The sequence below is a fragment of the Brevundimonas diminuta genome, assembly GCF_050310045.1.
Lineage (GTDB): Bacteria > Pseudomonadota > Alphaproteobacteria > Caulobacterales > Caulobacteraceae > Brevundimonas > Brevundimonas diminuta_F.
The window spans coordinates 2,498,993-2,524,761 of sequence record NZ_CP190005.1 but is presented as its reverse complement, the minus strand read 5'-3'; the positions used below and the strand labels follow the sequence as shown (position 1 = coordinate 2,524,761).

Here is a 25,769-nt window from a genome sequence, read left to right as displayed (position 1 = left end):
CCCGCCCATGTCCGCCTTTCGTCCCATCGAGCGTCTCGACACCCATGAGGTGGCCAATCAGGTTCCGCCGCTGGAGGACATCGACCTGTTCACCGGCGACAAGGCTCTGCACGACGCCGTGCAGCGCTGGGGCGGCGGCGAGCATTCTGAACGGTTGACCGATCTGGGGCGCCGGTGCGGCTCGGCCGAGGTGATCGACTGGGGCGTGCAGGCCAATCGGGTGGCGCCGGTGCTGGATACGCATGACCGTTACGGCCGCCGTATCGATGAGGTGACGTTTCATCCGGCCTATCATCAGTTGATGGATCTGGGGCTGGGGTCGGGGTTGGCCGCCAGCGCCTGGGACGGGACGCCGAACGGGCATCTGCTGCATGCTGCGATCCTGTTTCTGACGGGGCAGGCGGATTCGGGGACCAGCTGTCCCATGACCATGACCTATGCCTCGGCAGCGGCGTTTCAGGCCGATCCGGCCGTGGGCGAGCCGTGGATACGGGGCGTGTTGTCCGGTCGCTATGATCCGGCCTCGCGTCCGGCGGTCGAGAAGGCGGGCGTGACGATCGGCATGGCCATGACCGAGAAGCAGGGCGGATCGGACGTGCGCGCCAACACCACCCGCGCCGAGCCGGTCGGAGAGGCCGGCTGGTATAGTCTGACTGGGCATAAATGGTTCTGTTCGGCGCCGATGTGCGACGCCTTCCTGACGCTGGCCTATGCGCCGGGCGGCCTGACCTGCTTCATCCTGCCGCGCTGGCTGCCGGACGGGACGCGCAATGCGGGCTTCCGCGTCATGCGGCTGAAGGACAAGATGGGCGACCGCTCCAACGCCTCGTCCGAGGTCGAGTATCACGGCGCGCTGGCCCAGCGGCTGGGCGAAGAGGGGCGGGGCGTCGCCACCATCATCCGTATGGTCCAGCACACGCGGCTGGACTGCGTGGTCGGCTCGGCGTTGCAGATGCGGGGCGCGCTGGCGCAGGCGGTGTGGCACGCCGCCCACCGCACCGCCTTCCAGAAGCGGCTGATCGACCAGCCGATGATGGCCGCCGTCCTGATCGATCTCGCGGTCGAGAGCGAGGCGGCGACGGCGCTGTCGATGCGGCTGGCGGCGACCTTCGACGCCGATGACCCCGTGGGGCGTCTGCTGACTCCTGTGGCCAAATACTGGGTCTGCAAGCGCGCGCCGAACATGGTCTATGAGGCGATGGAGGCGCTGGGCGGCGCCGGATACGTCGAGACCGGCCCGATGCCGCGCCTGTTCCGCCAGTCGCCGCTGAACGCCATCTGGGAAGGCTCGGGCAATGTCATCGCGCTGGACGTGCTGCGCGCGGCGGGACGAGAGCCTGAAGGCGTGGAGGCCTTGCGCGACTGGCTGGCGTCGCAGGCCGGGAAGTCGACTGACTATGACCGCTTTATCGCCGGGCTGGACCTGGGCGCGAACGAGGCGGGGGCGCGGCTGGCGGTCGAACGGCTGGCGCTGGCGGTCCAGGCGGCGGCCCTGCTGGAGATGGACAGCCCCTCGGCCGAGGCTTTCATCGCGCTGAGATTGCGCCCGCGCGGCATGGCCTACGGGGCCCATGAGGCGCAGGTGGATCAGCGAGCGGTGCTGGACCGGGCGATGCCTGCCTGAGTGTCAAGAAAAAGAGCGCCGGATAGGACGAAGGCCTCGCGGGGGTTCCGCGAGGCCTTCGGTGGTGGAGCTTAGCGGAGTCGAACCGCTGACCTCTTGCATGCCATGCAAGCGCTCTACCAACTGAGCTAAAGCCCCAGGCCGTATCGGCTTGGTCATGTCGTCGACCGGATCAGACTGAGGCGTCTGGAAAGGACGAAGGCCCCGCGGGCGTTCCGCGAGGCCTTCGATGGTGGAGCTTAGCGGAGTCGAACCGCTGACCTCTTGCATGCCATGCAAGCGCTCTACCAACTGAGCTAAAGCCCCGAACCTTTCGGTCGGTCCCGCCGGGGAGAGAAAGTCGCCCCCCGGCGAGGCGCGGAAACTAGGTCAGGCCGTTTTGAAGATCAAGCGGGTCTGACACATTTTTTTCCGCTTATTTTTCCGAACCTTGCTGCTTAGTCGTCGTCGCGCGACGGCTTGGCCAGCTCTTCTTCGAGATCGTCGTCGTCTTCGTCTTCGATGAAGGGCACGGAATCGTCGTCGTCATCGTCGAGGACGTCGTCGTCATCGTCGCCATCGGCCGAGCCCATGCCGGCGTCGTCCGCACCCGGTTCGCCGTCGTCATCGTCCGGCGTCAGGATCGGCTCATGGCCTTCCTGATCGATTTCGGGGGTGGAGCCTTCGGCGTCTTCTTCGTCTTCGTCGGCGTCAGCGGACTTGTCGGCGACCTGATCTTCGGCCTCCTCGTCGTCAGCGGCGAAGCCGGCGCCGCGACGTGCACGGCGGCTGCGGACGGCTTCTTCCATCGGGTCGAACTCGGTGTCGCACTTGGGGCAATGCGCCGGGCGACGGTTCAGATCGTAGAATTTGGCCTGGCAGTTCGGGCAGAGCTGCTTTTGGCCCAGTTCGGGATTGGCCACGGGCATAAACCTTCGGCGGGGGTGAATTGGAACGCGGGAAATCGGGCGGCTCCCTTGCCACCCGACGGGGCCGCTGTCAAAAGCCTTCTTTTCCGCGCCTTCGCGGCTTTCCTGACATCCGGAGCCTGCATCAGGGTGAGCACTCCCCAGACCTTCACCGCGTCCCGCGCTTCCAGCCTCCGTGGCGTGGTCCGTGCGCCGGGCGACAAGTCGATGTCGCATCGGGCTCTGATCTTCGGCGGAATGGCCGAGGGAACCACTGAAATCGAAGGCCTTCTGGAAGGCGACGACATCCTGGCCACCGGCCGCGCGATGCAGGCGCTGGGCGCTTCGGTCGAGCGGATCGGCGATGGGCGCTGGCGGGTCGAAGGGCGTGGTCCGCTGCGCTCGCCGGACGCGGTTATCGACTGCGGCAACGCCGGGACGGGCGTGCGGCTGCTGATGGGCGCGGTCGCGGGCTATGAACTGACGGCGACGTTCGACGGTGACTCTTCCCTGCGCAAACGCCCGATGAAGCGCGTCACCGGGCCGCTGGCCGACATGGGCGCGGGCTTTGACTGGAATGCGGCCGAGGATCGGGTGCCGCTGACGCTTCATGGCGGCGGCCTGAAGGGGCTGACGTTCGTTCAGAGCGTCGCCTCGGCCCAGATCAAGTCGGCCATCCTGCTGGCCGGGCTGAACGCGGACGGGGACACGGTCGTGGTCGAGCTGGAAAAGAGCCGCGACCATACCGAGCGTATGCTGCGCGCTTTCGGCGCCGAGGTCGAAGTGAGCGAGGAGGGCGAAGGCTGGCGCATCCGCCTGCCCGGCGGTCAGAAACTCAAGGGAACCCACGTCGTCGTGCCGGGCGATCCGTCCTCGGCGGCCTTCCCCCTGGCGGCGGCCCTGGTGGTTCCAGGCGCCGAGGTGACGGTTGAAGGGGTGATGCTCAATCCCCTGCGCACGGGCCTGTTCCAGACCTGGATCGACATGGGCGCGGACCTGACCATCGCCAACCGCCGCATGGCCGGGGGCGAAGAGGTCGGCGACATCACCGCCCGGGATTCGGCGCTGAAGGGGATTGTGGTCCCGGAGGATCGCGCGGCCTCCATGATCGACGAATACCCGATCCTGGCGGTGACGGCGGCCTTTGCGGACGGCGCGACCGTCATGCGCGGCATCGGCGAAATGCGCGTCAAGGAAAGCGACCGCATCGCCCTGATGGCGGCGGGTCTGTCGGCCTGCGGCGTTCGGGTGGAAGAGGAGCCGGAGGGCTTTATCGTCACCGGCGCGCCCGGTCCGGTGAAGGGCGGCGCGACCGTAGAGACCGGCCACGACCACCGCATCGCCATGAGTCATCTGGTGCTGGGTCTGGCGGCGGAGCAGCCTGTCTCGGTCCGCGACCCCGAGATGATCGCCACCAGCTTCCCCGGCTTCGTCGAGATGATGAACGGGCTGGGCGGGGCTGTTGCGGACGATCGTGCCTGAAACGGCCGAACTCGAGGCCGCCGAATCTGATGGGCGGTCGGGTTTCTGGACCGGCGTCCAGATGCTGGCGATTGCTATCGCTCTTGGCTGGGGCTGTTACAGGGGCGGGGCCGAGGTGTGGTGTGCGCTTCACACCGGCCTGCTGCGGCACGGCAAGGGGCCGGATGTCGCCCTGAGCGAGAGGCCGCTTGTGTTCTGGACGCTGAACGGCTTCTACGGCGTCGTCGTCCTTGTGACGACGGGGGTGGTGATCCTCTGCCTGTTGATCGCCATCCGGGAACTGACACAGGAGAGAAAAGCCTGACCCAAGCGCTCGTCATCGCCGTCGACGGTCCTGCCGCATCCGGCAAGGGCACCATCGCCGCGCGCCTGGCCGACCACTATGGCCTGCCGTATCTGGACACGGGGCTGCTGTATCGCGCCGTGGGGCTGGCGGTGCTGGATGCGGGCGGAGATCTGGGCGACGCCGAGGCGGCGACGCAGGCGGCGCAGGCGCTCGATCTGACCAGCTTGAGCGACAACGCGCGCCTGACCGATCGCGGCGCGGGCGAGGCCGCCAGCCGCGTGGCCAGCTATCCCGGCGTGCGCGCGGCCCTGTTGAAGCTGCAGCAGGACTTCGCCGCCCAGACGGGCGGTGCGGTGCTGGACGGGCGGGACATCGGCACGGTGATCGCGCCGGACGCTCCGGCCAAGCTCTATATCAAGGCCAGCCCCGAGGTGAGGGCCGATCGTCGCTGGAAGCAGCTGACCGCGCGCGGCGAGGTCATCGCCTTCGACGATATGCTGGAGGATATCCGCCGCCGCGACGCCCGTGACGCCGGTCGCGACGACGCCCCGATGGTCCAGGCGGACGACGCCGTCTTGCTGGACACGACCGATATGGGTATAGAGGCCGCCTTCGATGCGGCCCGCCGTATCGTCGAGGCGGCGCGAGCCAGGGCCGGGATCTGATCCCGCCGGGCGAATCCAACGCACCGATCTCCTCGACGGCCGCGGGCGTTCTGGCTTTTGTTTCGCGCTTTAATCGAGCGCGTGTCGCCTCGTTTCGTGACGACCTGACTTCTTCTTTTTACACCCCATTCGCACACGTCCGCTCGGTCGTGCGCGTTTCGCCTTTCATCAACCTCAAGAGTTTCCATGACTGAAACCCTCAACCCCACCCGCGACGATTTCGCCGCGCTCCTCGACGAACAACTGCAGGGCCGCGACCTTGGCGAAGGCCAGGTCGTTCACGGCCGCGTCGTCGGCATTGAAAAAGACATCGTCATCATCGACGTCGGTCTGAAGACCGAAGGCCGCATCGCCATGCGCGAGTTCGGCCAGGGCGAAGGCGCTGTCCTGCCCAAGGTCGGCGACAACGTCGAAGTCTACCTGGAGCGCGTCGAGAACGCGATGGGCGAGGCCGTCATCAGCCGCGACAAGGCTCGCCGCGAAGAAGCCTGGACCCGTCTGGAAGCCGTGTTCGCCGAAGGCCACCCGGTCAACGGCGCCATCGTCGGTCGCGTCAAGGGCGGCTTCACCGTCGACCTGGGCGGCGCCTCGGCCTTCCTGCCGGGCTCGCAGGTCGACATCCGCCCGGTGCGCGACGTCGGCCCGCTGATGGGCAAGGAACAGCCCTTCGCCATCCTGAAGATGGACCGTCCGCGCGGCAACATCGTCGTCTCGCGTCGCGCCATTCTGGAAGAAGCCCGCGCTGAACAGCGCACGGAGCTGGTCGGCCAGCTGCAGGAAGGCGAAATCCGCGAAGGCGTCGTCAAGAACATCACCGACTACGGTGCGTTCGTCGACCTGGGCGGCATCGACGGCCTGCTGCACGTCACGGACATGTCGTGGAAGCGCGTGTCGCATCCGTCGCAAGTCCTGGCCGTCGGCGACACCGTCAAGGTCCAGATCGTCAAGATCAACCCGGACACCCAGCGCATCAGCCTCGGCATGAAGCAGCTGCAGTCGGATCCGTGGGACGGCGTCGAAGCCAAATACCCGGTCAACGCCAAATACACCGGCCGCGTCACCAACATCACGGACTACGGCGCGTTTGTTGAGCTGGAAGCTGGCGTCGAAGGCCTGGTCCACGTGTCGGAAATGTCCTGGACCAAGAAGAACGTCCACCCGGGCAAGATCGTCTCCACCTCGCAGGAAGTGGACGTCATCGTCTTGGACGTCGACAGCGCCAAGCGTCGTATCTCGCTGGGCCTGAAGCAGGCTCAGAACAACCCGTGGGAGGCCTTCCTGGAGGCTCACCCGGTCGGTTCGACCGTCGAGGGCGAAGTCAAGAACGCCACCGAGTTCGGCCTGTTCGTCGGCCTGGACAACGACATCGACGGCATGGTCCACCTGTCGGACCTGGACTGGAACGTGTCGGGCGAAGAAGCCATCCAGCGTTACCGCAAGGGCGAGATGATCAAGGCCAAGGTCCTGGACGTCGACGTCGAGAAGGAACGCGTCTCCCTGGGCGTCAAGCAGCTCGGCGGCGACCCGATGGAAGGCGACACCTACAAGCGCGGTCAGCAGATCACCGTCACCGTGACGGCGATCGAGACCGGCGGCATCGAGGTGAAGTTCGGTGAAGACGACGCGCCGGTCACGGCCTTCGTCCGCAAGTCGGACCTGTCGCGCGACCGCAACGAGCAGCGCACCGAGCGCTTCGCCGTGGGCGACCGCGTCGACGCCATGATCACCGCCGTCGACAAGGCCACGCGCCGCGTCTCGGTCTCGATCAAGGCGCTCGAGATGAAGGACGAACAGGAAGCCATCGAACAGTTCGGGTCGTCGGACTCGGGCGCCTCGCTGGGCGACATCCTGGGCGCCGCGCTCAAGAACGCGTCGAAGGAATAGGTTTTCCTATCCCAAGGGAAAGGGGGCGGCCGGAGCGATCCGGCCGCCCTTTTTCTTTGGCTTAAGCCCGCCCATGCGGGGCGTGAGCGATGAGGCTGCTCTTTGAGTGAAGTCGTCTGCGATGACCCATTTCGGGAATCGCTCTCAATGCGGATCGTGTTTTTCTGCTGCCGGGAGGGCCGTGGGCGGCGAAACCTGTCCGCATCGAAAGCAAGAAACCTGCACGACGATACGTTTTGCCTCTTTCTTCCTGTGGCGACAGACGGTTAGGGTGTCGTCCCGGACGGTGAAACCATGGCGGGGGGCCTGAATGATCAAGTCTGAACTGATCGAGAAGCTGGCGGCTGAGAACCTGCACCTCACCCATGCGGAGGTGGAGCGGGTCGTGAATGTGATCCTTGACCGCATGACCGAGGCGCTTTCCGACGGCGGCCGTGTCGAGTTACGTGGGTTCGGCGCCTTTTCGGTGCGGAGCCGCCCGGCGCGGACTGGGCGCAATCCTCGCACCGGCGAAACGGTTGAGGTCCCGGCCAAGGCCGTGCCCTTCTTCAAGAGCGGCAAGGAATTGCGCGAACGCCTCAACGCATCAGGCGACGCCTGATCCCGAGAACGGATCTCTGAATATGACGAGGAAAGAGCCATCATGAGCTTGCTGACCGAATTTCGGGAATTCGCCGCGCGCGGCAATGTCGTCGACCTGGCGGTCGGCGTCATCATCGGCGCCTCGTTCGGCAAGATCGTCACCAGCCTGGTCGATCAGGTGGTGATGCCCCCGATCGGTCTGCTGTTGGGACAGGTGGACTTCTCGCAGCTGGAATGGGTGCTGAAGCCGGAAAACGCTGCTGAGGGCGTCGAGAAGGTCGCGATCCAGTACGGCGCCTTCATCAACACGGTGATCCAGTTTGTGATCGTGGCCTTTGTGGTCTTCATGATGGTCAAGATGATCAACAGGCTGCGTCGTGAGCAGGAGGCCGAGCCTGAGGCGCCCGCCGCCCCGACCCCGACTGAAACCCTGCTGGCCGAAATCCGCGACGAGTTGAAAGCGCGGGGCTGATTTGACGATTGGACGGAGGCCGCGTCAGGTCCTCGCCTCAATTTCCTGACGCCGGACAGGCCCCGCAGCCAGCCGTAGAGCCGCGCTGGCGCGATGGGGCAGCGGCCGCAGACAGAAGGAATAGTCGCCATCATAAGGCGTGGGGCTCCATCCGGCGTCCTGCATTCCGGCGTCAAAGGCGACATGACAGTGTCCCCAGCCGCCTTCCCTGTGCGCCTTGTCCGCCAGCGAGCCGAGCGATTTCAGTATCTGCGGAGAGACGGTCTGCAGGCGCAGCTTGGCGGCGCCAAACGTCGGGGCGAGCGCGCGCAGACCCTGAACCAGCGCGGGTATGGCGTCTGGACTGTCGCTGAGGCCGACAAGGTCGATGACCTCCAGAACGGGCGGATCCAGCGGGGTCTGCTTGTTCAACATGGCCAGTGCGAAACCCGTGATGCCGCCCTGGCTGCGGTGCGCGAGGGCCAGGGGCGGGACGGTCAGGTCAGGATCCGAAAGGCGCCAGCGGAGAATTTCGGGACTGCGGTCCGCGATCAGCCGACCTTCCCGGCGCAGGGCTTCCCAGAACCGGGCGTAATCGGGATCGCCGGCGGGGTCGCGGATGACCGACACATGCGGCGACATCCTGCTTTCGGCCCGGTGACGGCTCCAGGCGGGGGCGAGACGCGGGAAGGGAGAGAGTTGTTCTCCCAGAAGACTGGCCACGCGCGGTGCGTGGTCAACGACATGACGCAGGCCGCGTCCGTAAAGGCAGGCAAGAGGTGCGACCAGCCACGACAACTTGATGTCATGTGTCTCCGGAGGCCAGGCCGTCATCCTGAAGCGCTTGTAGAGCGGGCTGGAGCGTGCGTTCGCGTTAAACGTGTATTTTGCGAAGCAGCCCGGCTGGTCGACGAAGGCGCGGACGAGGTCACGGCTGCGCCCTCTTTGTGTCGGGGGAACCACGATGGAATAGCCCGTTGCGCCATAAAAAATCTGGTCGCCCTGCCAGAAGCGCTGGATGAAGTTTCCGGCGCAGGCCGCCGGGCCGTCACCGGCGTCGATAACCCAGCCATGGTCCGCCTTGTGATCCGCTGCGATCGGGTTGGACCAGAGCCATTTCCACCCCTCAGCCGACCGCTCCGGCCACCACACGCTGCGGTATAGGGCGTTTATGGCGTCCAGATCTGATGGCTGGACCGGGCGGATAGACATCCAGGGTTCTCCGGGCACGGAAGGTGCGTCAGCACTGTCTTGTCCCGAAAAGCGTATCATTTCGGCTAATGACACGCATAAGGTGAAGTTCACCGACCGAAACTGCGACATCATGAAGGCCGCATTTCGTTGTTAACGCTTGTTTGCAGTCCGTGAGCGTGCTGTTCCTGAGCGCTTCCGCGCCCGTCGGGGGCGCAAGAGATGGAGCTTGCCGTTGAGCACGACGGACGCAGGGGGCGCGCTCGAGGCGCCACGCAAGACCTTCCTGGGTCACCCGCGGGGGCTGGTGGTCCTGTTCTTCACCGAGATGTGGGAGCGTTTCTCCTACTATGGAATGCGGGCGCTGCTGGTCATGTACCTGACCCAGCATTTCCTGTTCGGACCGGCCGAGGCGCAGGGCATCTACGCCGCCTATGCCGCCCTGGTTTATCTGATGCCGGTGCTGGGCGGCATGATCGCCGACCGCTATCTGGGCGCGCGCAAGGCGGTGATTATCGGCGCGGTCCTGCTGGTGGCCGGTCACTTCACCATGGCGTTCGAGGGATCGGGCGGCAAGGAAAGCCTGACCATCGGCGAGCGCACCTATCAGATCGAGGTCGACGGCCGCGACCAGAACCGCACCATGTACGCCGTCGACGGCGACAATCGGGTCCAGATCACCATCAACCCGAAGGGCGTGTCGCGTGTCGGCGCTGAACCGGCGGCCGCGATGGCGGCGGACGCTGCGGCCGTCGCCGCTGTCAGCGAAGGCTTCCCCGCCTTCACTCCCGCAGGCGGCTATAAGGTCGAGACCAAGCGCGACACCGCCTTCGGCGAGCCGGTGCTGTTCCTGGCCCTGTCGCTGATCATCATGGGCGTGGGCTTCCTGAAGGCCAATATCTCGACCGTGGTGGGCGCCCTCTATGAAGAGAACGACCCGCGTCGCGACGGGGGCTTCACCATCTTCTACGTCGGCATCAACCTGGGCTCGCTGCTGTCGACGGCGGCCTGTTCCTATCTGGGCTTCACCTACGGCTGGGCCTACGGCTTCGGTCTGGCGGGCTTCGGCATGCTGTTGGGGCTGCTGACCTTCCTGCTGGGAACATCCTGGCTCGAGGGCCGGGGCGGGCCGCCGGTTCCGCTGAAGGGCCGCTCGATCGTCGGCGTGCCGGTCGAGGCCTTCTTCTGGATCGCGGGCATCGTCGCCGTCTTCCCGGTGTGGATGCTGATGCAGCGTCACGAGATCGTGCAGACCATCCTGATCCCGGTCGCCATGATCACCTTCGTCTCGGTGGTCGGCTACACCGTCTTCCGGCTGAGCGGGGCCGAGCGGTCGCGGATGCTGGTGGCCCAGGTGCTGATCTTCTTCTCGGTGCTGTTCTGGGCCCTGTTCGAACAGGCGGGTTCGTCCCTGACCCTGTTTGCGGACCAGTCGACCCAGATGCCGAGCTGGTTCAACGCCGGCTATACGCAGATGTTCAACCCCGGCGTCATCGTCATCGGCGGCCCGATCATGGCGGCCCTGTGGGTGTGGCTGGGCAAGCGCAACCGCGAACCGTCGACGCCGGTGAAGTTCTCGGTGGCCCTGATGCTGGTCGGCGCGGGCTTCCTGCTGCTGTCGTGGGCGGCGGCGAACAACTTCAACGAACAGTTCCGCGTACCGTTGATGATCCTGTTCCTGACCTACGCCTTCCATACCATCGGCGAGCTGTGCCTGTCGCCGGTCGGCCTGTCGATGATCACCAAACTGTCGGTGGCGCGCGTGGTCGGCCTGATGATGGGGGTGTGGTTCCTGTCGTCGTCGGTGGCCCACATCGTCGCCGGCTGGATCGCCGCCGCCACGGCCACGGATACGGTGGCGGGCGTCGTCACCAACCCGGAACTGGCGCTGCAGACCTATGGCTCCATCTTCGGCACCATCGGCATGACGGGCGTCGGCGTGGGCGTGGTCCTGCTGCTGCTGTCGCCGCTGCTCAAGAAGGGCATGGCGGGCGTTCACTGATCGCCTGATCGGTTGAAGGCATAAGGAAAGGGCGGCGTCTCGCAGGAGGCGCCGCCCTTTTCAGTTGGTCTGATCCGCCCGTTTGTCCAGGCTTCACGGTGGGGACCAAAGCCGGGATGCAGGGTTCTGTTCTGCTGGATCAGAAGGTCTTGCGCAGACGGATCTGATAGAAGGTGCGCGGATCCACGAAGCGGTTCTCGACATAGGCGATCGGCCGGGTGTCGCGATCGGCGAAGACGGTGCGCTCGACGTTGAAGTCGTCCCAGATGTTGACCTGGGCGCGGATGGCCAGGGTCGGCGTCGGCTTATACTCGCCCCACAGCTCGTAATAGTCGTGGCCGCGCCAGCCCGCGATCTGATCGGGTTCATAGCCTTTCTGGCCCAGCAGCGGGATCCAGGTCGCTCCCCACTGCATCTTCCAGCGCGTGATGTCCTGCTGGAAGGAGATGTTGGCCTGGCTGGCGCGGACGTTGGAGATGGGACGGATCTCGCCCGTGGTGGGGTCGGTGACCTCGGTATGGTTCCAGGTGTTCTTGAAGTTGAACTTGCCGCCCGCAAGTCCCAGTTTGTCGGTCGGGATGGTGACCGTCAGGGCCAGCTGGTCCCACGTTCCGTCGCCGATGTTGCCGACCGCGGCTAGGCCGCCATCCAGCGGGATGACGTCGATCACGTCCGAAATCTCGTCATGGCGCAGGCCGATGCTGACGATGCCCTCGCCCCAGAAGCGTTTTTCATAGGTCAGCTCGCCGACCCAGCGCGATTCGGGCTGCAGGTTCGCATTGCCGCCCAGCACCTTTTCATCGGCGAACTGTGCCGAGGCGGCGAAGTCGCCGAAGTCCAGTTGGCCCACCGTGCGCTCCAGCCGCAGGCGCAGCTGGTTGTTGGGCATCGGCGTCCAGGTCGCCAGCAGGCGTGGCTTGGCGAAGAAGAAGCTCTTTTCCTGCGCGGCGTCGCCGGACTGGCTGATGGTCGAGGATTCCAGCCGCAGCCCGCTTTCCAATGTCCATTTCGGATGGATGCGCCAGGTGGCCTTGCCGAACAGTTCGCCGCGCGTCTCCTCGACCTTGACCGAGGCCGAGGGCAGGGCCACGGGGGCGCCGCCCACCGAATAGGCCTGATCGACCTTCAGCGTATTAAAGGCGAACTCGCCGCCGCCCTCGAAGTCCAGCGAGGGAGAGCGCTGATAGCGGACCATGCCGCGCAGGATGGTCTCGGACGAGACGCCATCGGCGCTGAACCGCTGCTCGGGGTCGTTGACGCCCGCCAGTTGCGTGCGCGAGGTGGACACCGAGTCGAAATCCTTGAACTCATGGATGAAGCGCGTCTCGAGCTTCAGCTTTTCGGACAGAGGCCGGGTATAGACCGCGCCGAACTCGCCGCTGGTGCTGTCTTCGTCATAGAGGCTTTCACGCCGGACGCCCGTCGCCGTCTGGCGGTTGATGTTGTGCCAGTCGTTGATGCCGTAGCGCGCGGTCAGGTCGATCTTTCCCCCCATCAGCGGGCCTGCGTAAGTGCCCCGGATCGAGTTCCCGCCGCCATAGCCGTCGTTGTAGTAATCCTCGTTGCGCAGCGTCTCGCCGTTCGGGCCGACACGGACGACGGGGCCGGCGCCGTTGGAATCGCTGTTGGAGATGCCGTCGCTCAGGGTCACGCCCCAGGTGCGGTCGCCCCGGCGCTCGGTGAACTGATAGGAGCCGCCGAACAGATCCTGGCCGCCCTCGAACAGGAAGGCGTTGCCCGTCAGGATATGCTCGCGGCTGACCGTATTCTTCAGGATGACGTTGGCGACGACGGAATAGCCCTGCATCTCGATGCCCGGCGCGCCGCCCCGGATCAGTTCGATGCGCTCGACCTGTGCGGCCACGGTGCGGCCCAGCACATTGGAGCCGGTGTCGTTCTTGGACGCGGGGCGGGCGCCGTTGATCAGGACGTTGCCGACCGCGCCTTCAAAGCCCCGCGCGTCGCCGCCGTCGTTGACCGAGAAGCCGGGCACCCGGTTGACCATGTCCAGCGCCGTATTCGGACGCGCATGGGCGAAGAAGTCGGGCGTGAAGATCAATACCGCCTGATCGCCGGGGGCGGCCGTCTGGCGCGCGGGCGCAGGCGGCGCCTCGGCCGCGACGGCGACGGCCGGAGCCGCAATCAGCAACAGGACGGTGGTCGCCAGCAGGGCGCTCTTGGGGGTCATCTGGTCCTCTCCCTCGGTGTCGGCAGAGGTGTGACGGCGGGGGCGGCTGATCGCCAGTTACAAGCCGGACAGGTGGATTAAATCGCTGACAGCATTACGGAATGTTCATATCGGGCGTCTGTTGGGCGCTATAGACTAGGGACCATGAAAACCCGTCTTCTTCCCGTCGCCCTGTCGGCCCTGCTGCTTGCATCGACCGCTGCACCAGCCGCTTCTGTTGCTCAACAACAGGGAGACACGTCCGTCCGCGTGGACGAGGTCGTCGTCACCGCCCGCCGGGCGGGCGCCCCCATGTGGACGGTGCGGCGCGACGGCGAAGGGGTGATGATCCTGGTCGGCTCCATCGAGGAGGGGCCGCGCGGTTTTGAATGGCGGGCGCAGGCGCTGGAGGACGCGGCGGCCCGCGCCGACCGCATCCTGTTCCCTCAGCGTGGGCGCGCCTCGCCCGCCGATGTGCTGCGGCTGATGTGGCGTATCCGCACCATCGGCTGGCTGCCCGAAGGGACGACGACCGCCGACTATCTGAGCGTTCAGGATCAGGCGCGGCTGGAGGCGCTGATGGCCGATGCGAAGAACGACCGCTGGCGCCGTGAGAGCCTGCTGCTGCTGGCCATCGATCTGATTCAGGATCAGGCGGGCGAGAAGGGCTCGCGCCCCGTCGGCGCCACGGACGCCGTGCGCCGCGCCGCCCGCAAGGCGCGTGTGCCGATCAGTCCGGTCGGCGTGGTGCGCGGCGCTGATCTGGTGGACAGCCTGATCGCCGCCCCGCCGCAGAGCCATCGTGAATGCCTGCGCGCCGCGCTTTCAGCGGCTGAACTCGGACCGGAGGCCGTGCGCCTGCGCGCCGAGGCGTGGAGCGGGCTGAGGGTGGCCGAGGTGCTGGCCTCGCCGGTCGATCAGGCGGTGGACCGCTGCTGGCCGTGGGGCGATCCGCAGGTCGGGCCGCAACTGCGCGCAGAGTGGACCGACGCCATTGCGGACGCTCTGGCCCAGCCGGGTCTGACGCTGGCGGTGGCCCCCTTGCGCACCCTGGCCGAACCGGGCGGGGTTCTGGAGGGGCTGGAGGCGCAAGGCTATGAGGTCGACGGGCCGGACTGGCGGCCCGCCGCGCGCTAGAGGGCGTCTAGACCGCCGTGCCGCCCACGGTCAGGCCGCCCATTTTGAGGCTGGGCTGGCCGATGCCGACCGGAACGCCTTGCCCCGCCTTGCCGCAGGTGCCGACGCCGGGGTCGAAGGCGAAGTCGTCGCCGATCATCTGGATCTGGGTCAGGGCCGTGGCGCCGTCGCCGATCAGGGTGGCGCCGCGCACCGGCGCCGTGATCCTGCCGTCTTCGATCAGATAGGCCTCGGTGCACTGGAAAACGAACTTGCCGTTGGTGATGTCCACCTGGCCGCCGCCGAAGTTGGCGGCGTAGAGGCCGCGCTTGGTCGAGGCGATCATCTCGGCCTGCGAATCCCTGCCGCCTTCCATGAAGGTGTTGGTCATGCGCGGCATGGGCGTGTGGGCGAAGGACTGGCGGCGGCCGTTGCCGGTGGCCTTGGCGTTCAGCTGACGCGCCGACAGCCGGTCGTGCATCAGGCCCACCATGATGCCGTCTTCGATCAGCACGGTGCGCGAGGTCGGGGTGCCCTCGTCGTCGAACGACAGGGAGCCGCGACGACCGGCGATGGAGCCGTCGTCCACGACCGTGACGCCCGGCGCGGCCACGCGCTTGCCCATCATGCCGGTGAAGACCGACGAGCCCTTGCGGTGGAAGTCGCCCTCGAAGCCGTGGCCGACGGCTTCGTGCAGCAGGACGCCGGGCCAGCCCGCGCCCAGCACCACGTCCATCTCGCCCGCCGGGCAGTCGACAGCCTCCAGATTGACCAGGGCCTGACGCAGGGCCTCGTCCACCTGGGCCTGCCAGCGTTCGGGGGCGATCCATTCTTCAAAGCCCGCGCGGCCGCCCGCGCCGGACGAGGCGCTCTCGCGCTTGCCGTCCTTCTCGACGGTGACGGAGACGTTCAGCCGGACCAGCGGGCGCAGGTCGCTGAGCAGCCGCCCGTCGCCGCGCAGGATGTCGATGGCGCGGCGCTCGCCGACCAGAGAGGCCGAAACCTGCACCACGCGCGGGTCGCGGGTGCGGGCCCAGGCGTCGATCTCGGCCAGCAGGGCGATCTTGTCCGAGAAGGCCGGGGCCAGCAGCGGATCGACCGGATCATAGAGGCGCTGGTTGGTGTCGCGCGGCGCCTCGGCGGCGATTCCGTCATAGCCGCGCTTGGCCAGGGCGGCGCTGTCGGCGGCGCGGCGAATGGCGGCGGCGGAGATTTCATTGGCGTGGGCGTAACCGGCCGTCTCGCCAGCCACGACGCGCAGGCCAAAACCTTCAACAGCATCGTAGGAGGCGCCCTTCAGCCGCCCGTCGTCGAAGACCAGGGATTCGCTCTCGGTCTTTTCTAGGAACAGCTCCCCGTCGTCGGCGCCCGACAGCGCGGTCTGCAGGATAGACAGGGCCTCGTCCGGGGCTACGCCCGCGGCGTCGAGGATGGGGGAGGGGGAGGCGACGGTGCTCATGCACGCTAGATAGGGGCTGAGGAGCGCCGCGTCACGGGGGAAGCAAAAACCCTCTCCCATCAGGAGAGGGTTTGAGCGTTTGTCAGTCCTGCCTCACATCGCCCGAGCCGCTGACGGACTGGCGCAGTTCGGCGGGGCGGCGGGTCAGGCGCACCTCGCCGCTGCCCGAGACGTCCACGTCGGCCTTGCCGTTGGGACCGATGTGGACATCGCCCGAGCCGCTGACGCGCACCTTGGCGTCCTCGACGATCAGTTCATCAAGGCGGGCGTCGCTGGCGCCGGAAGCATCGACATTGACGGCGCCGGTGCGCCCCTGAACGCGCACGTCGGACGAGCCTGTCAGCGTCAGGTCCAGCGTCGGCTGGTCATAGCCGCGGATCTTCAGCTCGGTCGGGCCGGACAGGTCGAAGGTCTTCACCGAGGGCGCCTTGATGATGATCTTCAGGGCGTCGGTCTCGCTCCAGCCGCGAATGCCGGTGCGGGTCCAGCGGATATAGCTGCGGTCGCCGTGCTGGCCTTCGTCCAGTGTCAGGCGGCCGTTGGAGAAGCGCACCCGATCGACCACGCTCTGGGCGCCCGAGACGGTGATGCCCGGCGTCTCGGCCTGTTGGTCATAGACGACGTCGGCCGGGATGTTGATGGCCAGGCGGTCGTCGCCGGTCCATTCTATGGTGCGCGTGATGTCGGGCGCGACCTGGCCGCGTTCGACGCTGAAACCGTTGTTGGTGGCCTCGTCGTCGGTAATGACCCAGGTCCAGTCGTGGCGGGCCAGGTCGCGGCCCCCCACGGCGAAGGCGCCGCCGATGCCGACGATGGCCAGGATCAGGCCCGCGCCGGAGATGATGAACAGATTGCGGATCATGACTTTGTACTCCTCTCTGACGCTCAGGCCTGGGGTTCCAGGGCGGGTTTGATGACGCGGTAGTGCAGGCGGGCGTACCAGACGGTGGCGTCGATCAGCCATTTGGTCAGCAGGGCCATGGTTCCGACCATGAAGATGCCAAGCCCCATCAGGCCGACGCCCAGCAGCGCAGCGGCCAGCGCCCCGCCCGGCAGGCCCATGAAGGCGCCCGCCACCATGACGAAGCCGCCTGCGATGAAGACGCCGACCCCGCCCAGCAGCAGGGACAGCACCGTGCCGAAGACGGGCAGGGCGATGGGCAGCAGGATCAGGATGTCGATCGCGCCCAGACCCAGGATGCCGAATACGGCCGCGGCGCCCGATGCCGCCGACGGCTCCTGACGCCAGCGTTGCGCGCTGGCCTCGGCCTTCAGCTCGCGCGACAGGCGGTCGGGGTCGCCCAGGGCTTCGGCCACCTCGGCCTCGCTGCGACCGGCGGCGGCGCCGTCGGCGAAGTGGGCTTCATAGTCGGCCACGATCTCATTGGCGGTGGCGGCGGGCAGGCCCACCAGGCCGCGGCGCAGGCGCGCCAGGAATTCTGCGCGGTTCATTGGTCCTCTCCCCTGTCAGCTTGGGCGGTCGATTCGGTTTGCACGCTCTGATCGGCCAGGGCGGGCGTTGCAGCAGGCGCGCCCGCCGCGACGACGCTGTCGTCGTCACTGGCGATCAGGGCCTCGACGGCGCGGGCGAAGGCGCGCCATTCGCGGGTCTGGCCGTCAAGGGCGCGGCGGCCCGCATCGGTCAGGCGATAGTATTTGCGCGACGGGCCGCTGGATGATTCGACCAGATAGGTCTCGACCAGGCCGTCGGACTGCATCCGCCGCATCAGCGGATAGATGGTGCCTTCGCCCATGCCGATGGCGCCGGACAGGCGGCTGGCGATTTCATAGGCGTAGCTGTCGCGCCGGGCGAGCAGCGCCAGGACACACAGTCCCAGCACGCCTTTCTTCAGTTGGATGTCGATGGTTTCGGACATGGCGTCCCCTTACTTCGATGGGTAGGGGGTATCGCAAGGTATCTTGCCATGCAAGGTAGCTGTCGAAACATGACACCGATTTAATTGAGGGCTTTTTTGCGTCCAGCGCCGCTGGGGCCTCTTGATCGCTTGGCAAGCACGGTTCGAGCCGATAAGGACCGGCACTGAACACGCCGAGGTCCGACTGGGCCCGGCGACGCTTGCGAATTGCTCGCAAACGTCTGCTGTAGAACGGTTTATAAGGACTTCTCGAATGGGGATGGGCATGCGAGCTTTGGGAAGGTTGGGGGGCGCTTTCGCCGCGACCGCCCTTGCCGCCTTTGTCGCCGCACCGGCGATGGCGCAGGACGTCTTGGGTCAGCCGACGCCGGCAGGCATTGGTTTCCAGCAGGCCGGCGCGCCCCTGGCGCATGAGGCTCACTTCTTCCACAACATCGTGCTGATGCCGGTCATCACCCTGATCTGCATTCTGGTGGCGGTGCTGCTGGTGTGGATCGCGATCCGCTACAACAAGCGCGCCAACCCGGTTGCGGCCAAGTGGAGCCACAACACCCTGATCGAAGTGATCTGGACCGTGGTGCCGGTGCTGATCCTGGTCGGCATCTCCCTGTTCTCGTTCCGCCTGCTGTTCGCCTATCACGACTACCCGGACTCGGATGTGACGGTGAAGATCACCGGCAACCAGTGGAACTGGGCTTATGAATATCCGGATCAGGGCGTGGCCGAGTATATCTCGAACATGCTGCCGGAAGATAAGGCGCCCAAGCATCTGTACCGTCTGGCTGCCGACGAGCCGATGGTGGTGCCGGTCGGCGAGAACGTCCGTCTGTTGATTACGGCTTCGGACGTGATCCACGCCGTCGCCGTTCCGGCCTTCGCCATCAAGGTCGACGCTGTTCCGGGCCGTATGAACGAGACCTGGTTCCGCGCCGAGAAGGAAGGCGACTACTACGGTCAGTGCTCAGAACTGTGCGGCGTCGACCACGCCTTCATGCCGATCCACGTCAAGGTGGTGAGCAAACAGGCCTTCGCCGAGTGGGTCGCCTCCAAGGGCGGCTCGATGACCAAGGCCGCCGATGAGGCCGCCGCCGCAGCCGCGCCTGCCGCCGCCGAAGCGCCCGCCGCTCCGGCTGCCGACGCTGCCGCCCCGACCGACGCCGCGCCTGCGGCCCCCGCAACCGCCGCCGCGCCCGCCGCGCCGGCCGCTCAGTAAGAGAGACGCGAGAGCCCAGACCCATGGCCACCGCTGCTGTTCACGATCCGCACGACCACAAGCCGGGTTTCTTCACCCGCTGGTTCCTGTCGACCAACCATAAAGACATCGGGATTCTGTACCTGGTGTTCGCCATCTTCACCGGCCTTGTCGGCGGCGCCCTGTCGGGCCTGATCCGCTGGGAACTGGCCGAGCCGGGCATCCAGATCTTCAAGGAAGGCTCGGTCATCCAGTACCTGGGCCTCGTTGAAGCGTCCAAACACGGCTATAACGCCACAGTGACGGCGCACGCCCTCATCATGGTGTTCTTCGTCGTCATGCCCGCGACCATGGGCGGGTTCGGCAACTACTTTATCCCGATCATGATCGGGGCGCCGGACATGGCGTTTCCGCGCCTGAACAACATCTCGTTCTGGCTGATCTTCTTCGCCTTCGTCCTGCTGATCCTGTCGATGTTCGTCGACGGCGGTCCGGGGCGCGGCTTCGGCGGGGGGTGGACCTCCTATCCGCCGCTCTCGACCATGGGGCACGCGGGGCCGTCGTTCGACCTGGCGATCTTCTCACTGCACGTCGCGGGCGCCTCGTCGATCCTGGGCGCGATCAACTTCATCACCACCATCTTCAACATGCGTGCGCCGGGCATGACCCTGCACCGTATGCCGCTGTTCGCCTGGGGCGTGTTGCTGACCGCCTTCCTGCTGCTGCTGTCGCTGCCGGTTCTGGCGGGCGCCATCACCATGCTGCTGACGGACCGTAACTTCGGCACCTCGTTCTTCGATCCGGCCGGCGGCGGCGACCCGGTGATGTACCAGCACCTGTTCTGGTTCTTCGGTCACCCCGAAGTGTACATCATGATCCTGCCGGGCTTCGGCATGATCTCGCACATCGTCTCGACTTTCTCGAAGAAGCCGATCTTTGGCTACCTCGCGATGGCCTACGCCATGGTCGCCATCGGCTTCATCGGCTTCATCGTGTGGGCGCACCACATGTATACGGTCGGCATGAGCGTGAACCTGCGCGCCTATTTCGTGGCCGCGACCATGATCATCGCCGTGCCCACAGGGGTGAAGATCTTCAGCTGGATCGCCACCATGTGGGGCGGTTCGATCACCTTCAAGACGCCCATGCTGTGGGCGATGGGCTTCATCTTCCTGTTCACCGTCGGCGGCGTGACCGGTGTGGTCCTGTCGAACGCCGGCATCGACTACAGCCTGCACGACACCTACTACGTCGTGGCGCATTTCCACTACGTGCTGTCGCTGGGCGCAATCTTCTCGATCTTCGCCGCCTTCTACTACTGGTACGAGAAGATGTTCGGGGTGAAGTACAACGAGTTCCTGGGCCAGCTGCACTTCTGGATCATGTTCGTCGGTGTGAACCTGGTCTTCTTCCCGCAGCACTTCCTGGGCCTGCAGGGCATGCCGCGTCGTTACGTCGACTATCCGGAAGCCTTCACCTACTGGAACCACGTTTCGTCGGTGGGTTATGTCATCACCATCGTCGGCGTCGGCGTCTTCCTGGTGATGCTGCTGGAGTCGGCCATCCGTCGCCGCAAGGCCGAGGCCAACCCGTGGGGCGAAGGCGCCACGACCCTGGAGTGGACCCTGTCCTCGCCGCCGCCGCACCACCAGTTCAACGAACTGCCCGTGGTCAAGGCGGACAACCACTGATCCGTATCGGATAGACCGGAGAGGCCGCCCTTCTGCAACCGGAAGGGCGGCCTTTGCTCTTTATGACCATGACCCAGCGCGAAGTTCCTCTCATCACGACGGCCCAGCCGGAAGACTTCTTCCAGTTGCTGAAGCCGCGCGTCATGTCTCTGGTGGTGTTCACCGCCGTTACGGGGCTGGTTGTGGCGCCGGGCCGGCTGGACTGGATCAACGCCATTGTGGCGGTGCTGTGCATCGCCATGGGCGCGGGCGCCGCCGGTGCGCTGAACATGGCGGTGGAGGGCGAGACTGACGCCCTGATGCGCCGCACGCGCGGGCGGCCGGTCGCCGCCGGCCGGGTGCGCAAGAACGACGCCATGGCCTTTGGCGCTGTGCTGTCGATATTTTCGGTCATGCTGCTGGGCATGACGACCAACTGGCTGGCGGGCGGTCTGCTGGCGCTGACCATCGTCTATTACGCCTGGCTCTATACCCTGGTGCTGAAGCGCCGGACGCCTCAGAACATCGTCATTGGCGGCGCCGCGGGCGCCCTGCCGCCTGTGATCGGGTGGGCGGCCGTGACGGGGGATGCGCCGCTTCAGGCCTGGCTGCTGTTCCTGATCATTTTCATGTGGACGCCGCCGCACACCTGGGCGCTGACGCTCTATTCGGCGGGCGACTACGCCAAGGCGGGCATTCCGATGATGCCGGTGGCGCGCGGCGCCAAGTCCACGCGTCTGCAGATCCTGCTCTACAGCCTTGTGTTCGTGCCGGTGGCGATTGCTCCGTCCTTCACCGGCCTGGGCGGGCCGGTCTATCTGGTGGTGTCCACTGTGGGCGGACTTGCGTTCCTGGGGCTGGCGGCGCGTCTGTGGCGCTCACGCGCAGGCGACCAGCCGGACAAGGCCGAGGCCGTGGGGCGAGAGGCCGCATTGTATGATGTGCGCACCGAGGCCAAACCGGCCCGTAACCTGTTCGCCTTTTCAATTCTGTACCTGATGGCGTTGTTCTCGGCCCTGTTGGTCGAGCATCTGCCGGGCGTGGGAGTCTGATCCGTGTCCCAACTTCAATACATCAAGCTGAGCGATGAACAGGTTCGTGCGCGCAAACGCCGGAACATCGCGATCGCCCTGGGCCTGCTGGCCTTCATCGCCTTGGTCTATATGGTGACCGTGTCGCGCATGCACGCCAACAACCAGGCGCGTCAGGCTGCGGAAGAGGCGGCCTTGCTGACGCTGGAAAGGGCCGATCCGGCCCTGCCGGCGCCGGTCCAACCGGATGCGGGCGCGCCGCAGACGGAGAATATCCAACCGTGAAGAGCAAGAACAAGGTCGCCCTGCTGTGCGTGGCCCTGGTCGTAGGCATGACGGGGGCGGGCTTCGCCGCCGTGCCGCTGTACCGCATCTTCTGTCAGGTGACGGGTTTCGACGGCACGGTGAAGAAGGCGGAAGCTGCGCCCAATCAGGTGCTGGAGCAGGAAGTTCTGATCCGCTTCGACACCAACGTCCGCGACCTGCCGATGACGTTCAAGGCCGAGCAGTTGAGCCAGAAGGTTCATATCGGCGAGACGGGCATGGCCTATTTCACGGTCACCAACACCTCGGACAAGCCGATCCACGCCACGGCGGCCTACAACGTGGTGCCCGAGCGTGCAGGCCCGTATTTCCAGAAGCTGCAGTGCTTCTGCTTCGAGGGGCAGGAGATCGCGCCGGGCGCGACCGAATCCTTCCCGGTGCAGTATTTCGTGGCGCCCGAACTGGCGACCGATCAGGAGGTGAAGGGCGTGCGCCAGATCACGCTCAGCTACACCTTCTTCCCAACTAAAGGCTTCCAGCAGGCTGCGGCGAACGACTCCGCTGTTGGCAAAGCCGGATAGCCGGGGCTATAGCCCTCAACAACGACTCTCGCCTTAATTTCAGAGACCCTGGGAATGGCCGACGCACACGCGAAACCGCAACACGACTATCACCTCGTCGACCCGAGCCCCTGGCCGCTGTCCGGCGCCTTTTCCGCCGCCGTGATGTTTGTGGGCGCCGTGGTCTGGATGAAGGGCCTGTTCGGCATGGAAGCCGGCACCAAATGGCTGTTCTTCGCGGGCCTCGCCGGCGTGCTGTTCACCATGTACTCGTGGTGGTCGGACGTCGTTAAGGAAAGCCGCAAGGGCGACCACACGCCGGTCGTGGGCATCGGCTTGCGTTACGGCATGGTGCTGTTCATCGCGTCGGAGGTGATGTTCTTCGTCTCCTTCTTCTGGATGTTCTTCGACATGGCGATCTTCAATGAAGCCCGCGCCATCATCCCGGAAGTCGGCAACTGGACGGACACCGCCGCCGCCTGGAAGACCTGGCCGCCCACGGGCGTCGAGCTGCTGGACCCGTGGAGCCTGCCGCTGCTGAACACGGTCATCCTGCTGCTGTCGGGCACGACCCTGACCTGGGCGCACCACGCCCTGATCTCGGGCGACCGCAAGGGCGCCAAGCTGGGTCTGCTGATCACTGTTCTTCTGGGCGTGCTGTTCACCGGTGTTCAGGCCTATGAGTATCACCACATCCTGCACGGCCATCTGTTCTTCAGCGAGCAGGCCGCTCAGGCCAAGCTGTATGGTTCGATCTTCTTCATGACGACGGGCTTCCACGGCTTCCACGTCCTGATCGGCACCATCTTCCTGGCCGTCTGCCTGCTGCGTCTGCAAGCCGGCCAGATGACCCCGCAGAAGCACTACGGCCTCGAGTTCGCCGCCTGGTACTGGCACTTCGTGGACGTGGTCTGGCTGTTCCTGTTCGTCTTCATGTACGTCGTCTTCGGTTGATCGAACGCGACGGACAAGTTGAGCTGTCGTCGGCGCGGGGCCAGAAGCCCCGCGCCGATTTGCTTGTCTGGCCTACCATTCGCGCAGGGCTGACAGGGCGGTGCCCGGCCTGTGGACGCGGCGCCCTGTTCGAGGGGTTCCTGAAGCGCCGGGCGCGATGCGAAGCCTGCGGTTTCGACCTCGGCGCGGTGGAGACGGGCGACGGCGCCGCCACCTTCATCATGCAGATCGCGGGCTTTCTGGTCGGCTTTTCGGCGCTGGCGGTTGAAATCGCCTGGAGCCCGCCCATCTGGCTGCACCTGATCATCTGGCTGCCGTTGGTGGCCGTCCTGGCCGTGGCCTTGATGCGGCCGGGAAAGGGGTTGATGACCGCGCTTCAGATTCTGCGTCAGCGCGACGCCATTCCATCCGAGACTGCCGATGACTGACGCCGCCCGGCCGCGTTTCCCGATCGTTCTGACCCTCGCTGTGGTCGTGCTGCTGGGCGTGCTGCTGACGCTGGGCGTGTGGCAGTCGCAGCGGCTGCAGTGGAAGCTGGACCTGATCGACCGATCAGAAGCGGCGGCCCGTCAGGCGCCTGCGGCGTTGGCCGAGGTGCTGGCGCTGGAGAACCCGGAGTTCCGTCAGGCGCTGCTGACCTGCCGGGGGCTGAACACGGCGCCCTTCGTCGAGCTTCAAACCATTGAGGATGGCGATGCGGGCGTGCGGCTGGTCTCGGCTTGCGCGGTCGAGGGGCACGGGACGCTGCTGGTCGATCGCGGCTTCATCCCAGCCGAGAGCGACGAACGCCCGGCCGTGAACGCAGAGGCCGACATGCCGGTCGTGGTCGCCGCTGTCGTGCGCCGCGCGCCGCCGCCGAACGCCATGACGCCAGCGCCTGCGGGCCGTGTCTTCTATGGCCGCGACGGCGAGGCCATGGTCCGCGCGCTTGGCGTGACCGGGGCGGTGTCGCCCTATACCTTCTATGCCGTCACGGCGGCCAATCCCGAGATCAAGGCCCTGCGCCCCGTGGCGCCGCCCGCCGCCTTCAGCAACAACCACCTGGGCTACGCCTTGACCTGGTTCGGCCTGGCTGCCGTGCTGGTGGGCTTCTATGCGGCCATTCTGGTCCGCCGTTATCGTTCTTCCTGAGGATCATCGATCTGACTGCTCGCCTTCACACCCTGTCCAACGGCGTGCGCGTCGTGTGCGACCCCATGCCGGGCCTGCGCACCATTGCGGTGACCGTGGCCGTCAACGGCGGCGCCCGCATGGAGGACGAAGCCCGTTCGGGCTGGTCGCACCTGCTGGAGCATCTGGTCTTTAAGGGGGCGGGCGACATGGGCGCGCGCGATATCGTCGAGCGCATCGAGGCTGAGGGCGGCTCGATCAACGCCGCCACCGGCTATGAACGCACCAGCTTCGACATTCGCGCCCTGAAGGGCAGCCTGCCGCTGGCCATGCAGGTTCTGTCGGATCTGGTGTTCCGTCCGACCCTGTCGCCCGAGGAGATCGAGCGCGAAAAGGACGTGGTGGCTCAAGAGATCGCCGAGGCCTTCGACACTCCCGACGACCACGTCTTCGAAATGGCCCAGAGCCAGGCCTATGCCGGTCAGTCGCTGGGGCGGCACATCCTGGGCTCGGTCGCCAGCCTGGCTCCTGCGGACAAGGCGGCGGTGGGCGAGTGGCGCTCACAGCTCTATTCGCCGGACCGGATGGTGGTGGCGGTGTCCGGCGCGGTCGAGGAGGCCGAACTGCTGATGCTGGCGGAGACATGGTTCGGCCATGCGACGCCCGCTCCTGCCGCTGCGGCGACGCCCGCGGTATTCTCGGGCGGAGAGGCCCGGCTGGCGCGCAAGATCGAACAGGCCAATCTGGTGTTTCAACTGCCCAGTCTGGGGGCGCGTGATTCGCGCCTTCCGGCGCTTCGCCTGTTTACGGAAATCCTGGGCGGGGGCATGGCCTCGCGCCTGTTCCAGAGCGCGCGTGAGGATCGCGGCCTGGCCTATGCGGTCGACGCCTATCACGAGACCTATGACGATCAGGGCCTGCTGGGCGTCTATGCCGGGGCGGCGGCCGAGCGGTCGACCGAACTGGCCGAACTGTGCGCCGTCGAGATTCTGGATCTGGCCGAGAAAGGTCCGACCGAACAGGAGCTGGCCCGCGCCAAGGCCGTGCTGAACGCCAGCCTGTGGATGGCCGATGAGAGCCCGGCCAGCCGTTCGGGCCGACTGGCGGGGCAGACGCTGGTGTTCGGCGCCCCCGTCTCGTCCGAGAGCAGCGCGGCCCGCATCGACGCACAGACGGCGCAGGACCTGCGAGAGGTCGGGCAGGCCATGGCGGCGCCGGGCCTGTCGGCGACGGCGGTGCTGGGACCACGCGCGGCGGGAAGCGCCGGGCGCGCCTTCCGGCAGAGGATGGCGGCGGGATGAGCGGCGTCTGCTGA

At 66.3% G+C, this 25,769-nt stretch carries 24 protein-coding genes, 2 tRNA genes and 1 pseudogene; 18 read left to right on the top strand and 9 right to left on the bottom strand.

The window, feature by feature from the left end; translation table 11 throughout:
- Positions 1-7 precede the first annotated feature (7 nt).
- Positions 8-1,624: an acyl-CoA dehydrogenase family protein gene (locus ACORJG_RS12135; protein ID WP_427789337.1), complete on the top strand. Its 1,617-nt coding sequence runs from the start codon at positions 8-10 to the stop codon at positions 1,622-1,624.
- A gap of 62 nt (positions 1,625-1,686) precedes the next feature.
- Here ACORJG_RS12135 and ACORJG_RS12130 read toward each other — a convergent pair.
- The 3 genes from ACORJG_RS12130 to ACORJG_RS12120 all read right to left on the bottom strand — a co-directional run bounded on the left by ACORJG_RS12130 (position 1,687) and on the right by ACORJG_RS12120 (position 2,526).
- Positions 1,687-1,762 (bottom strand) — tRNA-Ala (locus ACORJG_RS12130).
- Between the two features lie 92 nt (positions 1,763-1,854).
- Positions 1,855-1,930: transfer RNA gene (locus tag ACORJG_RS12125), tRNA-Ala, on the bottom strand.
- A gap of 131 nt (positions 1,931-2,061) precedes the next feature.
- Complete coding sequence (locus tag ACORJG_RS12120) at positions 2,062-2,526, bottom strand: TIGR02300 family protein (protein ID WP_427789335.1); 465 nt, start codon at positions 2,524-2,526, stop codon at positions 2,062-2,064.
- Positions 2,527-2,661: 135 nt separating this feature from the next.
- Here ACORJG_RS12120 and aroA point away from each other — a divergent pair, with 135 nt between their 5' ends.
- The 6 genes from aroA to mscL all read left to right on the top strand — a co-directional run bounded on the left by aroA (position 2,662) and on the right by mscL (position 7,882).
- On the top strand, positions 2,662-3,993 hold the full coding sequence (gene aroA / locus ACORJG_RS12115) for a 3-phosphoshikimate 1-carboxyvinyltransferase (protein WP_427789333.1): 1,332 nt from the start codon (positions 2,662-2,664) through the stop codon (positions 3,991-3,993).
- On the top strand, positions 3,974-4,297 hold the full coding sequence (locus ACORJG_RS12110; RefSeq protein ID WP_427793091.1) for a hypothetical protein: 324 nt from the start codon (positions 3,974-3,976) through the stop codon (positions 4,295-4,297). The genes aroA and ACORJG_RS12110 overlap by 20 nt, the downstream gene beginning before the upstream one ends.
- The gene (cmk, locus tag ACORJG_RS12105; protein WP_427793040.1) at positions 4,294-4,944 is read left to right on the top strand and encodes a (d)CMP kinase; all 651 of its coding nucleotides are present in this window, start codon (positions 4,294-4,296) and stop codon (positions 4,942-4,944) included. The genes ACORJG_RS12110 and cmk overlap by 4 nt, the downstream gene beginning before the upstream one ends.
- 186 nt (positions 4,945-5,130) lie before the next feature.
- Entirely contained in the window at positions 5,131-6,828 is a 1,698-nt protein-coding gene (gene rpsA, locus ACORJG_RS12100; RefSeq protein WP_346528664.1) for a 30S ribosomal protein S1, read from the top strand.
- A gap of 310 nt (positions 6,829-7,138) precedes the next feature.
- A complete protein-coding gene (locus tag ACORJG_RS12095; protein ID WP_427789331.1) occupies positions 7,139-7,429 on the top strand; it encodes an integration host factor subunit beta in 291 nt (96 codons plus the stop codon).
- Between the two features lie 42 nt (positions 7,430-7,471).
- The gene (gene mscL, locus ACORJG_RS12090; RefSeq protein ID WP_427789329.1) at positions 7,472-7,882 is read left to right on the top strand and encodes a large-conductance mechanosensitive channel protein MscL; all 411 of its coding nucleotides are present in this window, start codon (positions 7,472-7,474) and stop codon (positions 7,880-7,882) included.
- A gap of 24 nt (positions 7,883-7,906) precedes the next feature.
- On the opposite strand, the gene ACORJG_RS12085 is transcribed toward mscL, so the two are convergent.
- Positions 7,907-9,187 carry an N-acetyltransferase gene (locus ACORJG_RS12085; RefSeq protein ID WP_427789327.1) on the bottom strand — a complete coding sequence of 427 codons (1,281 nt, stop codon included), beginning with the start codon at positions 9,185-9,187 and terminating at the stop codon, positions 7,907-7,909.
- A gap of 100 nt (positions 9,188-9,287) precedes the next feature.
- Between ACORJG_RS12085 and ACORJG_RS12080 the strand changes: the two genes are divergently transcribed.
- Complete coding sequence (locus ACORJG_RS12080; RefSeq protein WP_427789325.1) at positions 9,288-11,054, top strand: peptide MFS transporter; 1,767 nt, start codon at positions 9,288-9,290, stop codon at positions 11,052-11,054.
- Positions 11,055-11,193: 139 nt separating this feature from the next.
- Here ACORJG_RS12080 and ACORJG_RS12075 read toward each other — a convergent pair whose 3' ends face one another.
- Positions 11,194-13,242, bottom strand: a complete 2,049-nt coding sequence (locus ACORJG_RS12075; RefSeq protein WP_427789323.1) for a TonB-dependent receptor plug domain-containing protein — start codon at positions 13,240-13,242, stop codon at positions 11,194-11,196.
- A 144-nt stretch (positions 13,243-13,386) separates the two neighbouring features.
- Here ACORJG_RS12075 and ACORJG_RS12070 point away from each other — a divergent pair, with 144 nt between their 5' ends.
- Positions 13,387-14,358: a TraB/GumN family protein gene (locus tag ACORJG_RS12070; protein WP_427789321.1), complete on the top strand. Its 972-nt coding sequence runs from the start codon at positions 13,387-13,389 to the stop codon at positions 14,356-14,358.
- Positions 14,359-14,365: 7 nt separating this feature from the next.
- Here ACORJG_RS12070 and tldD read toward each other — a convergent pair whose 3' ends face one another.
- The 4 genes and pseudogenes from tldD to ACORJG_RS12050 all read right to left on the bottom strand — a co-directional run.
- Positions 14,366-15,796: a metalloprotease TldD gene (gene tldD / locus ACORJG_RS12065; protein ID WP_427789319.1), complete on the bottom strand. Its 1,431-nt coding sequence runs from the start codon at positions 15,794-15,796 to the stop codon at positions 14,366-14,368.
- A gap of 82 nt (positions 15,797-15,878) precedes the next feature.
- Positions 15,879-16,658, bottom strand: a complete 780-nt coding sequence (locus ACORJG_RS12060) for a GIN domain-containing protein (protein WP_427789317.1) — start codon at positions 16,656-16,658, stop codon at positions 15,879-15,881.
- 23 nt (positions 16,659-16,681) lie between these two features.
- Entirely contained in the window at positions 16,682-17,248 is a 567-nt protein-coding gene (locus tag ACORJG_RS12055; protein ID WP_427789316.1) for a DUF1700 domain-containing protein, read from the bottom strand.
- Between the two features lie 107 nt (positions 17,249-17,355).
- Positions 17,356-17,673, bottom strand: a pseudogene (locus ACORJG_RS12050) (PadR family transcriptional regulator); the annotation flags it as partial.
- Between the two features lie 259 nt (positions 17,674-17,932).
- Here ACORJG_RS12050 and coxB point away from each other — a divergent pair.
- The 9 genes from coxB (at position 17,933) to ACORJG_RS12005 (ending at position 25,755) form a co-directional block, all read left to right on the top strand.
- Positions 17,933-18,886 carry a cytochrome c oxidase subunit II gene (gene coxB / locus ACORJG_RS12045; protein WP_427793038.1) on the top strand — a complete coding sequence of 318 codons (954 nt, stop codon included), beginning with the start codon at positions 17,933-17,935 and terminating at the stop codon, positions 18,884-18,886.
- Positions 18,887-18,909: 23 nt separating this feature from the next.
- On the top strand, positions 18,910-20,556 hold the full coding sequence (gene ctaD, locus ACORJG_RS12040; RefSeq protein WP_427789314.1) for a cytochrome c oxidase subunit I: 1,647 nt from the start codon (positions 18,910-18,912) through the stop codon (positions 20,554-20,556).
- Between the two features lie 62 nt (positions 20,557-20,618).
- Positions 20,619-21,587 (top strand): heme o synthase, encoded by a 969-nt coding sequence (gene cyoE / locus ACORJG_RS12035; RefSeq protein WP_427789312.1) that lies wholly within the window; start codon positions 20,619-20,621, stop codon positions 21,585-21,587.
- A 3-nt stretch (positions 21,588-21,590) separates the two neighbouring features.
- Positions 21,591-21,851 carry a hypothetical protein gene (locus tag ACORJG_RS12030; RefSeq protein WP_427789310.1) on the top strand — a complete coding sequence of 87 codons (261 nt, stop codon included), beginning with the start codon at positions 21,591-21,593 and terminating at the stop codon, positions 21,849-21,851.
- Complete coding sequence (locus tag ACORJG_RS12025) at positions 21,848-22,411, top strand: cytochrome c oxidase assembly protein (protein ID WP_427789308.1); 564 nt, start codon at positions 21,848-21,850, stop codon at positions 22,409-22,411. The genes ACORJG_RS12030 and ACORJG_RS12025 overlap by 4 nt, the downstream gene beginning before the upstream one ends.
- A 54-nt stretch (positions 22,412-22,465) precedes the next feature.
- Complete coding sequence (locus ACORJG_RS12020) at positions 22,466-23,344, top strand: cytochrome c oxidase subunit 3 (RefSeq protein ID WP_427789306.1); 879 nt, start codon at positions 22,466-22,468, stop codon at positions 23,342-23,344.
- A gap of 59 nt (positions 23,345-23,403) precedes the next feature.
- Complete coding sequence (locus ACORJG_RS12015; RefSeq protein WP_427789304.1) at positions 23,404-23,772, top strand: DUF983 domain-containing protein; 369 nt, start codon at positions 23,404-23,406, stop codon at positions 23,770-23,772.
- Entirely contained in the window at positions 23,765-24,475 is a 711-nt protein-coding gene (locus ACORJG_RS12010; protein WP_427789302.1) for an SURF1 family protein, read from the top strand. The genes ACORJG_RS12015 and ACORJG_RS12010 overlap by 8 nt, the downstream gene beginning before the upstream one ends.
- Before the next feature lie 65 nt (positions 24,476-24,540).
- Positions 24,541-25,755 carry a M16 family metallopeptidase gene (locus ACORJG_RS12005; protein WP_427793037.1) on the top strand — a complete coding sequence of 405 codons (1,215 nt, stop codon included), beginning with the start codon at positions 24,541-24,543 and terminating at the stop codon, positions 25,753-25,755.
- Positions 25,756-25,769: the final 14 nt, after the last annotated feature.

Bases quoted from the DNA above. Each gene is read 5' to 3' on its own strand.
- ACORJG_RS12135 (WP_427789337.1), top strand. From the start codon at position 8: ATGTCCGCCTTTCGTCCCATCGAGCGTCTCGACACCCATGAGGTGGCC.
- rpsA (WP_346528664.1), top strand. From the start codon at position 5,131: ATGACTGAAACCCTCAACCCCACCCGCGACGATTTCGCCGCGCTCCTC.
- ACORJG_RS12095 (WP_427789331.1), top strand. From the start codon at position 7,139: ATGATCAAGTCTGAACTGATCGAGAAGCTGGCGGCTGAGAACCTGCAC.
- mscL (WP_427789329.1), top strand. From the start codon at position 7,472: ATGAGCTTGCTGACCGAATTTCGGGAATTCGCCGCGCGCGGCAATGTC.
- ACORJG_RS12085 (WP_427789327.1), bottom strand. From the start codon at position 9,187: ATGATGTCGCAGTTTCGGTCGGTGAACTTCACCTTATGCGTGTCATTA.
- ACORJG_RS12075 (WP_427789323.1), bottom strand. From the start codon at position 13,242: ATGACCCCCAAGAGCGCCCTGCTGGCGACCACCGTCCTGTTGCTGATT.
- ACORJG_RS12070 (WP_427789321.1), top strand. From the start codon at position 13,387: ATGAAAACCCGTCTTCTTCCCGTCGCCCTGTCGGCCCTGCTGCTTGCA.
- tldD (WP_427789319.1), bottom strand. From the start codon at position 15,796: ATGAGCACCGTCGCCTCCCCCTCCCCCATCCTCGACGCCGCGGGCGTA.
- ACORJG_RS12060 (WP_427789317.1), bottom strand. From the start codon at position 16,658: ATGATCCGCAATCTGTTCATCATCTCCGGCGCGGGCCTGATCCTGGCC.
- ACORJG_RS12055 (WP_427789316.1), bottom strand. From the start codon at position 17,248: ATGAACCGCGCAGAATTCCTGGCGCGCCTGCGCCGCGGCCTGGTGGGC.
- coxB (WP_427793038.1), top strand. From the start codon at position 17,933: ATGGGCATGCGAGCTTTGGGAAGGTTGGGGGGCGCTTTCGCCGCGACC.
- ctaD (WP_427789314.1), top strand. From the start codon at position 18,910: ATGGCCACCGCTGCTGTTCACGATCCGCACGACCACAAGCCGGGTTTC.
- cyoE (WP_427789312.1), top strand. From the start codon at position 20,619: ATGACCATGACCCAGCGCGAAGTTCCTCTCATCACGACGGCCCAGCCG.
- ACORJG_RS12020 (WP_427789306.1), top strand. From the start codon at position 22,466: ATGGCCGACGCACACGCGAAACCGCAACACGACTATCACCTCGTCGAC.
- ACORJG_RS12010 (WP_427789302.1), top strand. From the start codon at position 23,765: ATGACTGACGCCGCCCGGCCGCGTTTCCCGATCGTTCTGACCCTCGCT.
- ACORJG_RS12005 (WP_427793037.1), top strand. From the start codon at position 24,541: ATGCCGGGCCTGCGCACCATTGCGGTGACCGTGGCCGTCAACGGCGGC.